Source organism: Acinetobacter sp. 2JN-4 (assembly GCF_003687745.1).
GTDB lineage: Bacteria > Pseudomonadota > Gammaproteobacteria > Pseudomonadales > Moraxellaceae > Acinetobacter > Acinetobacter halotolerans.
Window position 1 is genome coordinate 450,499 of the sequence record NZ_RDNY01000002.1, and the last position, 12,920, is coordinate 463,418.

The window sequence follows — 12,920 nt, forward strand, 5'->3', positions numbered from 1 at the left end:
ATTACTTCACTTTAAGTTAAAATTTAATTGGCATTGAGTTTGAGTAATTTGGCTTGCGGACCATCTTCGATCACCCAAATCGAGCCATCCTGAGCTTGGTGCAAGCCCCGAATTCGTTGTTCCATATCCAGCCGCTGAACTTCTTTTACAGGTCGAGTATTTAAATCCACCACCACAATGGCTTTAGAGGACAAACCACCGATTAAGGCCTTTTGCTGCCATAAAGGAAACTCTTTGCCTGTATAAATGATCATACTTGAAGGTGAAATAACAGGTGTCCAATCAATTTCAGGTGCTTTAAATTCTGGACGAGTCTGATGATCTGGAATCTTCAAACCTGAATAGTGATCACCATTAGAGACGATTGGATAACCATAATTTCCACCTTTGACAATTAAGTTCAGCTCATCGCCACCTTTAGGTCCCATTTCGACCACCCAGAGCTGTTGTTTTACATCAAATGCCATGCCGAGTGGGTTACGGTGTCCAAGGGACCATATTTCCGCAGTTACGCCACCTTGTTGGCTAAATGGATTATCTGCCACTGCTGTTCCATCATCATTTAACCGTAAAACTTTCCCCAGATTACTTTTCATATCCTGCGCTGGATCAAATTTTTGTCGTTCTCCTGAACTGACCCACAACTTGCCATCAGAACCAAATAGCATGCGATGACCATAATGTCCCTGTCCTGAGACTTTAGGCACTTGTTGCCATATTGTTTTTACATCCGTAAGTTTCGGTTGTTCTGGATTTGATAAATCGAGTTTCGCTCGTGAAATCACAGCGCCATAACCGCCTTGCCCTTTGGTCGCGTAACTCAAATAGATCCAATGGTTTTGTTGAAATTTCGGATGTAAAACAACATCGCCTAAACCACCCTGACCGCCATAACTCACCGTCGGAACACCTTGCACATCAAGACTTTGCTTACTTTTCGGGTCAAATATTTTTAATTTCCCTTTGCGTTCAGTAAGCAATATGCGTTGGTCAGGTAAGGTGGTCATCGCCCATGGTTCATTGAATTGAGCAATGGTTTCTACATGATATGCTTGTTGAGTTGCTGTTTTTGCGCTCTGCTGTGTAGCATTCGGCTCTGGCGTTTTAGAGTTGGTATTATTTGCACCACAGGCTTGTAAAAATATAAAACCACCACATAAAAGTGGGGTTGCGATTCGCTTCATCATCATTTTATCTCTCCCTCTTATTTGTTCTAATAGTACGGGGATTGACGAATAAAACTGCTGTAAAAGTGTTGTTTTTATTTATAAAGAATCCATTTGCAATTCAGATCAACGCACCCAACGAACAATATAATCTTCGATCTGTTCTTCATCGACATCACTTTCTGAAATACATCGTCCTGCTGCTGATTTCTTGGCCTGAATCACACTTTGACGTGAACCTGTATTGAGATAATGCCATGAGGGTAGGTTTTTCCCTTCGCTTAAACGGCGATAAGCACAACTTGGTGGCAACCATGTGATCGTCTGTAATTGTTCAAGCGTGAGCTGAATACAGTCTGGAACATGCTGCTGACGCTGTGCATAATCAGAACAACTGGCTGTTGTACAGTCCAATAACTTGCACGCCACTTTGGTATAAGCGACCTCAGCCGTTTCCTCATCTTCAAGCTTAATCAAACAACATAAACCACAGCCATCGCACAATGCTTCCCACTCAGCATGCGTGAGCTGATCAAGTGTGTATTGTTTCCAAAAATTTGGACGAAGTTCGATGGACATACCAAGACTTTCAGTTTAAGTGAGTTTTTTATTATAGCATTCATCCATCATTAACTTGGTTTTCAAACAGATTATCCGATTAACATTTCTTAATCTATTCAACATATCAACCACAGAAACACCACATTTAGCTCAAAAAACACACGCTATAGTGGAAACATAACGATAAATTAGGAGGAAACACATTATGTTCCGTTGGGCCATTATTTTTGCAGTAATCGCACTGATCGCCAGTTTATTAGGTTTTGGTGGTGTCGCGGGCTTATCAAAAGATTTTGCAGTTATTTTACTAGTCGTTGCTGTTATTTTGGCAATCGTTGGTTTCTTATCTAGAGGTAAAGTCTAGATATTAAGTAGCAATGAATAATAAAAAGAAGAATCTCAGTATTCTTCTTTTTTTATACTTCATTTTTCGGTTCAGCACGCAAGATCTCAAAATTTGTACTTTCGTGAGGTCTTCAATTTTCCGATTTTATGCTTTAATCGAAACATTCTAAAAATACAGATTAGGATTTTAAAATGAGCTTTCCGATTACCACACGTGAAATTGAATACACTGCAGCCGATGGTCAACGTTTGATTGGTTATTTTGCAGCCCCAGAGATTGATACGCCTATTGCGGGTGTCATTGTTGCACCTGAATGGTGGGGCCGTAATGAATATACTGAGCAACGTGCCCGTGAGCTTGCTGAGCATGGTTACGCGGCTTTAGCGATCGATATGTATGGTGATAAAAAAGTCACAACTGTTGTTCCTCAAGCATCTGAATGGATGAATCAGACTTTTGAACATGCCGATACCATTGTCAGTCGTGCGCAAGCGGGTTTAGCGATATTAGCAGCTCAACCTGAGGTTAATGCTGAGAAACTGGCGGCTATTGGTTTCTGTTATGGCGGTAAGGTTGTGCTTGATTTAGCGCGTTCGGGTGCAGATGTAAAAGCAGTCGCAACCTTCCATGCGGTACTAAGTCCTAAAGCGCCAGCACAGAAAGATCAAGTTAAAGCTGAGATCTTAGTGCTCCATGGTGAACTCGATAGCATGGTGACTTTAGATGACTTAGCAAGTTTCCGTCAGGAAATGCACAATGCTCACGTGGATCATGAGGTGATCATCTTTGAAGATGCTAAACATGGTTTCAGTAATCCACTCGCTGATGAACGTGCCAAAGCCAACAATGTTGACTTGGGCTATAACGCTGAAGCAGAGCGTCAAGGTCTTGAAGCGATGTATGAGTTGCTGGATAAACATTTAAAATAATCGGTAAATAATTGGCTAGATGATTTTTCAAAACTTAAATCCTAGTTAACATCATCTTGATATCTAAACCCTCGATAACAGTTGCTCGTGCAAAGGCGGCATAGATGTCGCCTGTTGGGCTGCCTTGCGTTGCTTTCAAAGCGTTGCTTTAAAATTGCTCAGGATGTAATGTCAGTTCAACAAAGGATTTTTGCTTACTTTTAGTAAGGCGAGCCGCAGGCTGATGAAAAAGTTACATGCCGCCTACCCACAAGTAATTGTTTCGGCTTATATCAGCAAATGTTTAAGAGAATTTAAATTAGAACGTCGTTCTATTTCCGCTATACTACTCTTCTGCTTTTTACTGTTCTGATTCATGCCTGATTTCTCATTTTCCGATGCACTGCTGACTTGGTACGATCAACACGGTCGCCATGATTTACCTTGGCAAGTTGCGGATGATCCCTACAAAGTGTGGGTATCAGAAATCATGCTGCAACAGACTCAAGTCAAAACCGTTCTGCAATATTTCGATCGCTTTATTGAGCGCTTCCCGACCGTAGAAACCCTTGGTCAAGCCAGTTGGGATGATGTTGCTCCGTACTGGGCAGGATTAGGTTATTACGCCCGTGCGCGGAACTTGCACAAAGCCGCAACGATCGTCAGCCAACAAGGTAAATTCCCCGAAACATTAGAACAGTGGATCGAACTCCCTGGCATCGGACCGTCTACCGCAGGTGCACTGATGTCACTCGGATTACGCCAATATGGCGTAATTATGGATGGCAATGTGAAACGCGTTTTAGCACGGTTCTTTGCAATCGAAGATGATTTGTCTAAGCCACTGCATGAGCGTGCTTTATGGAACATTGCCGAGCAACTATGTCCCCACGAGCGTAATCATGACTATACCCAAGCGATTATGGATTTGGGTGCAACCGTTTGTACACCGAAGAAACCGTTGTGTTTATACTGCCCAATGCAACAACATTGCCAAGCCTATCAACAAGGCTTGGAACAACAGCTTCCTTTCAAAAAAGCCAAAAAGCCTGTCCCTGTCAAAACGGCTGATGTGCTGCTGATCCAATCAGGTGATGAATGGTTATGGCAACAACGTGAATCCCACGGTTTATGGGGTGGCTTATATTGCTTACCAATCATTGAGCAAGCAACCGAATTACAACAGATTGAGCGACACTTCAAACTTCAAGCTCAAGTATCATCTGTACAGATAAGCCATAGTTTCACTCATTTTACTTGGCTATTACATGAAAAACTGTTCCACGTGGAACATGATCAAAAGGAACAACTCAGTATCGAACTCGGTGGCATCTGGTTAAACCCTGCCGCTGCTATTGCCAAAGGCGTTCCCACAGCCATGAAAAAATTGATTACTGCGAAACCAAAGGCAGAAGACATTAAGTAAATGATGATCTGTCCAATGACAAGGAGTTGATGTGCATCATCCAATCCGCTATACGCTTCTTGGTATATTCATGGTGTTTCTTTCAGCGTGTAGCACCGCCCCCAAAAAACCGACACCATTGCCCGATGCGCAACTGAACAAACTTCAAACAATGCGTTTAGACAGTCGCTTGCCCATCCCTGTCAAAGGAGTAAGTCGTAGTGAATTACGAGATACTTGGGGTGCTGCGCGTAGTCAAGGTCGTCGCCATGAAGGCATTGATATCATGGCAGAGCGTGGTACGAAAGTGTATAGTGCAACCGATGGGCTAGTCGCTGATTTACGCAACAATAATTTAGGTGGCAAAGTCATTTGGATCCGTGGACCAGCAGGCTCATGGCATTATTACGCACATTTAAATGGGCATAAACGTGGTCTCAATGTTGGCGATTATGTCCGTAAAGGTGACTTCATTGGTTATGTCGGCAACACGGGCAATGCACGTCACACTGCCCCACATTTGCACTATGGCATTTATTTAAATGGCAAAGGACGTGGTGCAGTCAATCCATACCCTTATTTACGTTAGGAACACGCAATGTCAGAAGTATTAATCGAACGGCTGGTTGAATTTGCAGAGTCTGGAAATCAGCAAAAAATCATCATCAATGGAACCAGTTATCAAGGCTGGATCATGGAAATCACTGAAGATGCATTATTGATTAGTACAGGCTTTGCAGATAAAACAGGCAAAGACTTTTGGCTTAAATTTGCGGATTTAGACAGCGCTGAATTGTATTATTGGGATACACATGCTGATGAATGGCTGGTATTTAAAGTTTAATTAAATCGATTAAAACCGAGCAGCGAACAACGATTATAGAGATGGCATGGATGCTACATCTCACCCTAAAAAACTTGCGAAGCTTTGACTACTTTTTAGATTATGCCTAAACAAAATTAAAATATATTTCAACTAAAGTGCAAGATCATGTGGGCGGATGATAGAATCCAATAATGACGCAACAAGACATCACAAAGATTCTTAAAAAAACCCATCAAAAATGAATTTCATAAAAAATAAGGAGTGGTTTCATGTCCCCTCAACGCTGTGGTTGGTGCTCTAACGATCCACTCTATATCGCTTACCATGATGAAGAATGGGGCAAAGCTGAGCATGATGAAGCCCGCTTATTTGAGATGCTCTGTCTCGAAGGACAACAAGCAGGCTTATCATGGATTACCGTACTGAAAAAACGTGAAAACTATCGCTCACATTTCTTCCAATTTCCGATTAAAGAAATCGCTGCACTGACAGATGATCAACTTGAAGACAAACTTGGTGATGCAGGTTTGATTCGTCATTTGGGCAAACTCAAAGCCATCCGAGACAATGCCATTGCTTGGCTCAAACTCAAAGATGAAGTTGATGATATGGCATCATGGCTATGGAGCTTTGTTAATCAGCAAATCTTAGAGAATGATGTCGTAAATTATCGCGAAGCCCCTGCACAAACTGAGATCAGTCAAACACTTTCCAAAACACTGAAAAAACGTGGTTTTAAGTTTGTTGGACCAACCACCTGCTATGCCTTTATGCAAGCTGTGGGTATGGTCAATGACCACGAAAATGACTGCCATTTTAAATAGTTTCTTTCAAATTTTCCTTCAATAGGAGTTGCTATGAGCAATAACCTCATTCGTGCTTATGCTGCAATGCAAGCAGGAGAACAACTGGTTCCTTACCAATTTGATGCAGGTGAATTACAAGCGCATCAAGTTGAAGTCAAAGTGGAATACTGTGGTCTGTGCCATTCTGACCTGTCTGTGATTAATAATGATTGGCGCTCAACAAGCTATCCTGCTGTTGCGGGGCATGAAATTATTGGCAGCATTGTTGCACTTGGCTCAGAAGCCAAAGGACTCAAAATCGGTCAACGTGTCGGCATTGGCTGGACCGCTGAAAGCTGCCAAGCCTGCGATCCTTGTATCGGCGGCAATCAAGTGCTATGTACAGGTGAAAACGTGGCGACCATCGTCGGGCATGCTGGTGGATTTGCCGAGAAAGTCCGTGCAGGTTGGCAATGGGTGATTCCTCTTCCTGACGATTTAGATCCTGAGAGTGCAGGACCATTGCTTTGCGGTGGGATTACGGTTTTTGATCCTTTACTTAAGCATAAGATTCAAGCGACACATCATGTTGGGGTGATTGGTATCGGTGGCTTAGGTCATATCGCGATTAAATTACTCAAAGCGTGGGGTTGTGAAATTACTGCATTCAGTTCCAATCCTGAGAAAACCGAAGAACTCAAAGCCATGGGCGCAGACCATGTGGTGAATAGCCGTGATGCGCAAGCGATCAAAGCCCAACGTGGTAAATTTGATTTATTGCTTAGCACAGTAAATGTGACGCTGAATTGGCAAGCTTATTTGACCACCCTTGCACCCAATGGTAGTTTACATTTCCTCGGTCTAACTTTAGAACCTGTACCTGTATCGGTCGGTTCGCTGATTGATGGTGCAAAATCCGTCACTGGTTCGCCAACAGGTTCTCCTTTGGCACTGCGTCAACTACTACAGTTCGCAGCACGTAAACAGATTGCACCGCAAATTGAGTTATTCCCAATGTCTCAACTCAATGACGCCATTGAGCGACTTCATTCAGGCCAAGCACGTTACCGCGTCGTGCTCAAAGCTGACTTCGACTAACTCAAAGCTGGTTCCAAACTCTGTCTGACCCAATCCGCCAACTGTTGAATCGCTTGGCGGATTTCTTCTGTAAAGGCATGTCCTGCATTTAAGCGTAGATAATGTTGATAACGCTGATCTTCACCAAATACCTCTCCAGGTACAATATTAATCCCTTTGCTTTGCGCCAAATAGTACAGCTCCAAGCCTGTAATCGTGGTTGGCAACTGCATCCACAAAGCATAACCACCGAGGGATTGGCTTAATGCAATCGGGATACCCTGAAAGGTCTCTAGAATACAGGCACGATATTGTTCCACCTGCTGCATCAGCTTAGGTCTCAACTGATCTAAATGCTCGCGATAAGCACGACTATAAATAAAATCTGCCAACCCGAGCTGTAAAGGTGTATTCACCCCAATATTATTCGCCAAAAATTGAGGGCGTAGATGCTCTAGTTGTTGCCCCAAGCAAAACCAGCCGACACGGTAGGCACTGGATAGAGATTTCGACACCGAACCACACAAAATCACGTAGCCTTTTCGATCCCAGTGGCGAATCGGTAATGGACGTTCTTTTTGATAGCTACATTCTGCATAAATATCATCTTCCAAAATAAAACATTGATACTGCTCAGCCAGCTCAGCAATCCGCTGTTTCTGTTGATTGCTTAAACAATAGCCCAATGGATTTTGAAAATTGGCGGTCAACAAACATAGCTTGGCACTACCCTGCTGCATAAAGAATTCTAAGCGCTCTAAGTCAATACCACGATGATCCGCAGGAATTTCAATAATTTTGCGTTTCAATCCTGCAAGCAACTGCAACTGACCATTAAAAGTCGGCGTTGGAATCATGATGCTATCGCCTTCTTTGCTCATCTGTTGAATCAGTAAAGAAATCGCAGGCAAACAACCATTGCTAATAAAAATATCGTCGGCTGCGATGTACACCCCATCCTCACGCCAGTGGTCAGAGAGTGCCTGACGTAATTGCTCATGTCCCTGTTTATTGCAATACAAAAAATCTTCAGGCTGACAATGCTTCAATGCTCGTTGCAAAGAACGGCGCAAACCATCGACAGGAATCAAATGCGGAGAAAGTTGAATCGCACCTAATGGAGTTAAATGACTTTGAATTGAGGCAGTCTGAATTTGATTCTGCAAATCCAAATTGGAAACTTGCCGAGCCATGGATTCAAATTGAGGGCTATCTGGAATGGGACTTTGATATTGTCTTGAACTCACAAAATAGCCAGATTTTGCTTTCACATAAATTAACCCTCTTGCTTCCAACAGTTCATAGCATTGTTGTGCCGTACTTAAACTCACTTTTTGTTGACGGGCAAATTCCCTTAAAGAACTCAACTTATGTTGCGGCTGTAATTCATGCTGATAAATTTTGTGTGCAAGCTGTTCTGCAAGGCGTTGATATTGAAAAGTCATCTTCTGTACTGCTTTTTTAAAAATTTCTGTATCTGTATTGGTTCATACAACACCATTAAGCTATAAAAATCAACTACAGGAGGATAAGGCAATGAAAAATAAACTCTTATTTATAGTATGTAGCGTCCTATTCACGGGCTGCCAATTTACCGATCAGAATGCTTTTCAACAGCAACAGGTCTGTAAAAGACTTGCTGAGGGGTATTTAACCACACAAAACCAGCAGAGCTATGAATTTTGGAAACTCGAACAAGCCGCGACCCATGAGCAACAAAGTACGCTCAAATTGACCTATAAAAAACCCAATGAAAATGGGCTGATTTTGTCGGGTGTATATTTGCCTACCGTTGAACTTGAATGTACTTTAAAAAATCAGCAGATCATGGTTTCAGTCATTCAAGACAAAGGTACATTAGTTCCAGTCTTGAATGTACAGCTTCAGAATGAGGCTATTGGCAAACCGAAAAGCCCTGACTTAATTGCTCAGTCAAAAACTCAATAAATAAACGGACACGCTTCGGCAAATGTTCTTGTTGATAATAAACTGCATGGATGCTTTGGTATGAATGCTCAATTTGATCCTCAAATAGCGCTTCTAAACGACCTTCTTTTAGATCTTTCCATATCTCATATTCTGATAGCCGTGCGATTCCCTGCCCACGCAAGCATAATTGTCGTACGGTCTCCCCACTAGACGCCTTCATTTGAGCTTGCGCCAAGAAATACGCATTATCCACTTTAATTGGCCATGTATTGATATAAGCAGGACGAGTAAAGCCGATGAGATCATGATCGGATAGTTGTTTTGGCTGATCTGGTCTGCCTTTACGTTTTAGATACTCAGGGCTAGCAACAATATAGACTCGGCTTTTACACACCAGTTTGGCATGTAGACTTGAATCATGGAGTTCACCGAAACGGAATGCCACATCGGCTTTATGTTCAAGTAGATCAATGACCAAATCATTGCTGTTTAGTTCTATTTCAATATTGGGATAACGCTGTCTAAAACCCTGCACTAAGGGTGCAATCACATGCAAGATAAAAGGCATCGCCGAATCAATCCGTATCAAACCAGAGGTCGCCTGATCTGATTTTTGTAAGGCTTCTTCCGCGGCATTTAAGTCATTGAGAATTTTACGGGCATGATCGAGAAACTGCTGCCCTTCTTGGGTAAGTTTTAATTTACGTGTGGTTCGCTCGACTAAAGTCACTTCTAGTTTTGCTTCTAAACGGCTTAACGAACGACTCAGCCCAGATGAGGTCTGCCCTAATTTTTCTGCGGCGGCAATAAAAGAACCCGTGTCCACAATACTAATAAAAGCAACCAATTCCTCTATTGTTGATTTCATTGCAACGCTCAATTATTGATAATTAATCAACTATATTTTGCAAATTCCTCTATTTTTTAGCAACAATAATCATCGCAAAATTGCACCTATAAACTAAATACGCTCAGTTGAGCAAAATAAGATGAGGTGAACACGATGCCAATTTCTCCATTTAATTTTGAATTTGAATGGGACCAATAATATGAGCAGTCGCATTAATCTTCCTTTACTGGCACTGGCGATTGGTGCATTCGCAATCGGTACGACAGAGTTCTCGCCTATGGGGCTATTGCCCAATATTGCCAACGATCTTGGCGTGTCCATCCCCAGAGCAGGCATGCTGATTACAGGTTATGCATTGGGCGTGATGCTTGGTGCGCCGATCATGACCTTGTGGTTCGGTGGCTTTGCTCGTCGTAATGCCCTGATTCTGTTGATGGCAATTTTTACCATCGGTAATCTGATCGCAGCGTTTGCTCCGAACTATATGAGTCTTATGGGCGCACGCCTGATCACCAGTCTGAATCACGGCGCATTCTTCGGCATTGGTTCCGTGGTTGCCGCGAGTGTCGTTCCAACACATAAACAGGCCAGTGCGGTTGCAACCATGTTCATGGGACTGACCATTGCCAATATTGGAGGTGTACCACTTGCGACGTGGGTGGGGCAAAATATCGGTTGGCGAATGTCTTTCCTTGCGATTTCTGTACTCGGCGTTATCACCATGTTATCGCTCTGGAAAGCCCTGCCTGTTGGCTCTGTTGGACAAAAACCCAATATAAAAATGGAACTCAGCGTGCTAAGTCGACTCCCAGTGGTATTGGCATTGCTCACAACCGTGTTTGGGGCTTCAGCGATGTTTACCCTATATACCTATATCGCGCCAAGTCTAGTTGAGTTCACTCAAGCATCACCATTCTTTATTACCATGATGCTGGTCCTAATCGGGATTGGTTTCTCAGTGGGTAATCATTTCGGCGGTAAATTTGCTGATTTATCGATTGATAAGACCTTAATTGGCTTCTTGCTGTTATTGATCGTACTGATGCTCATTTTCCCGATCCTCGCACAAACTCAGCTAGGTGCTGCGATTGGTTTGGTGGTTTGGGGTGCAGCAGCCTTTGCGATTGTTCCACCCTTACAAATGCGGGTAATGTCCGTTGCCCATGAAGCATCAGGACTCGCATCTTCAGTTAATATTGGCGCATTTAATTTGGGCAATGCCATTGGTGCGGCCGCAGGTGGGATGGTACTCAGTCTCGGCTTAAACTATGCAGCGGTTTCCATGATTGGTGCAGTATTAGCAGGCATTGGTTTAATCTTGGTGTTCATTCAAATCAAACTCTCACGCAAACACAACGCTCAGTATCAACAATGCCCTCAAGTTTAAATTAAAAAAAATGCCTGATTTATGTTTTAAATCAGGCATTTTTTATTTCAACAAATCAGGTAATTTCGGTTGTTTATATAATGGATGATGCACTTCTTTTTTCATTTTCATCAGCATTTGATAAGGCTGTTGCTGTACAAACATATTGACAAAACTCAACGGAATCGCCCCTGCTGGATCAGCATAACCACTGGTGGAAACTTTGACTCTATTTTCCGCGACTTTCTGAAAAGTCCAATCACCCTCATAGCGGCTCAAGCGGATAATGTCAGGCTGTTCAGGATAATCATACTTAATCGCTTGATTCTTAATACTAATGCTACCATCCGCATTTTTACTCATTTTGCCTTTAATCACCACATCACGGTCTTTGAGCGGAAAGGGGAAATCCAGCACCATATACAGAATAAATTCACCTTTTTTCTCGTCACGAGACAACAGTTGTGCTTTACCGACATAAGGTACCCATTTCGGGGCGCGCTCCACATCCAACACCACCGCCACCGCACGCTCTAGCGGTACATCAAAAGTGGTTTCAGCTTTATATTGAAACACAGGATTATTTTCTGTTTGATAGGTCCAAACCTTAATATCATTGCGATGTAGGCTAAGTTTTGCAGTTTCTGTTGTCGCACTTACAACTACGCTGGTGGCACTCAGTAGCGCAGCAAGAACAATATGTTTTTTATTCATGTCATGCTCAATTGTTTTAATGATGGTGAGAACTTGCTGCACTTTGCTCTGGATGCAAAGCTCAACAAGCTCTTTTTATAGTGCAAAAAAGTAAGATTTTATACTTGAATATCGTTAAAACCTAAAACATCTTTCATATCATATTTACGTGCTTCACGTCCCACCACCCATGCAGCAGCACGTACAGCACCAGAGGCAAAGTTCATACGATTGGTGGCTTTATGCGTCACTTCAACACGCTCACCTTCACCAATAAACATGACCGTATGCTCACCCACGATATCCCCACCACGAATGGTTTCAAAGCCAATGGTCTGACGATCACGTGGACCGGTATAACCTTCACGACCATAGACCGCAACTTCTTTTAAGTTACGCCCTAAGGTATCCGCAATTGCCTCACCCATCATAAATGCAGTACCAGAAGGTGCATCGACTTTATGACGATGATGCGCTTCAATAATCTCGATATCGACAGTATCACCAAACACTTGAGCCGCCAATTCCAATAGTTTAATTGAAACGTTGACCCCAACAGAGTAGTTGGCAGCATAAACAACAGGAGTTTGTGTCGCTGATTCGTCTAAAAATGCCTTCTGTTCATCCGACATGCCTGTAGTGCCAATCACCATCGCAACGCCTGCTTCACGACATAATTTGAGATGCTGTTCGGTTGCCACAGGTGCGGTAAAGTCGATCACCACGTCACAGTCTTTTAAAACTTCACTCAAACTTCCCACCACCTTGACACCGATGCTGCCTACACCTGCAAGCTCACCTGCATCCGCACCGACCAAGCTGCTTTCAGGACGCTCAACTGCGGCTGCAAGTTGATAGCCTGCTTGTTGCACAGCTTGAATCAGAATACGCCCCATGCGTCCGCCTGCACCCAAGATTCCTATGCGAGGAGAAGTTGACATAATTTTTCCCAGTCTTTTATTTAAACAATGTCGCTACTATAGCAAAACTCTATCGTTCCGCTAAAAA

15 protein-coding genes are annotated in these 12,920 nt (G+C 42.9%); 9 read left to right on the forward strand and 6 right to left on the reverse strand.

Features of this window, described 5'->3' with window-relative positions:
• Positions 1-23 precede the first annotated feature (23 nt).
• Together EAH57_RS05045 and EAH57_RS05050 are read right to left on the reverse strand one after the other, a co-directional pair.
• Positions 24-1,187 carry a PQQ-dependent sugar dehydrogenase gene (locus EAH57_RS05045; RefSeq protein WP_121929138.1) on the reverse strand — a complete coding sequence of 388 codons (1,164 nt, stop codon included), beginning with the start codon at positions 1,185-1,187 and terminating at the stop codon, positions 24-26.
• Between the two features lie 105 nt (positions 1,188-1,292).
• A complete protein-coding gene (locus EAH57_RS05050) occupies positions 1,293-1,745 on the reverse strand; it encodes a YcgN family cysteine cluster protein (RefSeq protein ID WP_121929092.1) in 453 nt (150 codons plus the stop codon).
• 187 nt (positions 1,746-1,932) lie between these two features.
• Between EAH57_RS05050 and EAH57_RS05055 the strand changes: the two genes are divergently transcribed.
• From EAH57_RS05055 to ahr, 7 genes are all read left to right on the forward strand, one after another.
• A complete protein-coding gene (locus EAH57_RS05055) occupies positions 1,933-2,091 on the forward strand; it encodes a DUF1328 domain-containing protein (protein ID WP_004656956.1) in 159 nt (52 codons plus the stop codon).
• A 173-nt stretch (positions 2,092-2,264) separates the two neighbouring features.
• Positions 2,265-3,002, forward strand: a complete 738-nt coding sequence (locus EAH57_RS05060; protein ID WP_121929093.1) for a dienelactone hydrolase family protein — start codon at positions 2,265-2,267, stop codon at positions 3,000-3,002.
• Between the two features lie 355 nt (positions 3,003-3,357).
• Positions 3,358-4,407: an A/G-specific adenine glycosylase gene (gene mutY / locus EAH57_RS05065; protein WP_121929094.1), complete on the forward strand. Its 1,050-nt coding sequence runs from the start codon at positions 3,358-3,360 to the stop codon at positions 4,405-4,407.
• Between the two features lie 70 nt (positions 4,408-4,477).
• Positions 4,478-4,975, forward strand: coding sequence for a M23 family metallopeptidase (locus EAH57_RS05070; RefSeq protein ID WP_171407386.1), 498 nt, complete (start codon positions 4,478-4,480; stop codon positions 4,973-4,975).
• Positions 4,976-4,984: 9 nt separating this feature from the next.
• Positions 4,985-5,230, forward strand: a complete 246-nt coding sequence (locus EAH57_RS05075; protein WP_121929096.1) for a hypothetical protein — start codon at positions 4,985-4,987, stop codon at positions 5,228-5,230.
• A 251-nt stretch (positions 5,231-5,481) separates the two neighbouring features.
• Positions 5,482-6,036 carry a DNA-3-methyladenine glycosylase I gene (locus tag EAH57_RS05080; RefSeq protein WP_121929097.1) on the forward strand — a complete coding sequence of 185 codons (555 nt, stop codon included), beginning with the start codon at positions 5,482-5,484 and terminating at the stop codon, positions 6,034-6,036.
• 33 nt (positions 6,037-6,069) lie between these two features.
• Positions 6,070-7,095, forward strand: a complete 1,026-nt coding sequence (gene ahr, locus EAH57_RS05085; protein ID WP_121929098.1) for an NADPH-dependent aldehyde reductase Ahr — start codon at positions 6,070-6,072, stop codon at positions 7,093-7,095.
• Here the strand turns inward: ahr and EAH57_RS05090 are convergent.
• Positions 7,092-8,519 (reverse strand): PLP-dependent aminotransferase family protein, encoded by a 1,428-nt coding sequence (locus EAH57_RS05090; protein WP_121929099.1) that lies wholly within the window; start codon positions 8,517-8,519, stop codon positions 7,092-7,094. The genes ahr and EAH57_RS05090 overlap by 4 nt on opposite strands.
• A gap of 91 nt (positions 8,520-8,610) precedes the next feature.
• On the opposite strand from EAH57_RS05090, the gene EAH57_RS05095 reads away from it, so the two are divergent.
• Positions 8,611-9,021: a hypothetical protein gene (locus tag EAH57_RS05095; RefSeq protein ID WP_121929139.1), complete on the forward strand. Its 411-nt coding sequence runs from the start codon at positions 8,611-8,613 to the stop codon at positions 9,019-9,021.
• Here EAH57_RS05095 and EAH57_RS05100 read toward each other — a convergent pair.
• Positions 8,969-9,871 (reverse strand): LysR substrate-binding domain-containing protein, encoded by a 903-nt coding sequence (locus EAH57_RS05100; protein WP_121929100.1) that lies wholly within the window; start codon positions 9,869-9,871, stop codon positions 8,969-8,971. The genes EAH57_RS05095 and EAH57_RS05100 overlap by 53 nt on opposite strands.
• 181 nt (positions 9,872-10,052) lie before the next feature.
• Between EAH57_RS05100 and EAH57_RS05105 the strand changes: the two genes are divergently transcribed.
• On the forward strand, positions 10,053-11,240 hold the full coding sequence (locus tag EAH57_RS05105; protein ID WP_121929101.1) for an MFS transporter: 1,188 nt from the start codon (positions 10,053-10,055) through the stop codon (positions 11,238-11,240).
• A 42-nt stretch (positions 11,241-11,282) separates the two neighbouring features.
• Here the strand turns inward: EAH57_RS05105 and EAH57_RS05110 are convergent, their stop codons facing one another.
• Positions 11,283-11,933: an START domain-containing protein gene (locus EAH57_RS05110; RefSeq protein ID WP_121929102.1), complete on the reverse strand. Its 651-nt coding sequence runs from the start codon at positions 11,931-11,933 to the stop codon at positions 11,283-11,285.
• 98 nt (positions 11,934-12,031) lie between these two features.
• Entirely contained in the window at positions 12,032-12,853 is an 822-nt protein-coding gene (gene dapB, locus EAH57_RS05115) for a 4-hydroxy-tetrahydrodipicolinate reductase (RefSeq protein WP_004673634.1), read from the reverse strand.
• Positions 12,854-12,920: the final 67 nt, after the last annotated feature.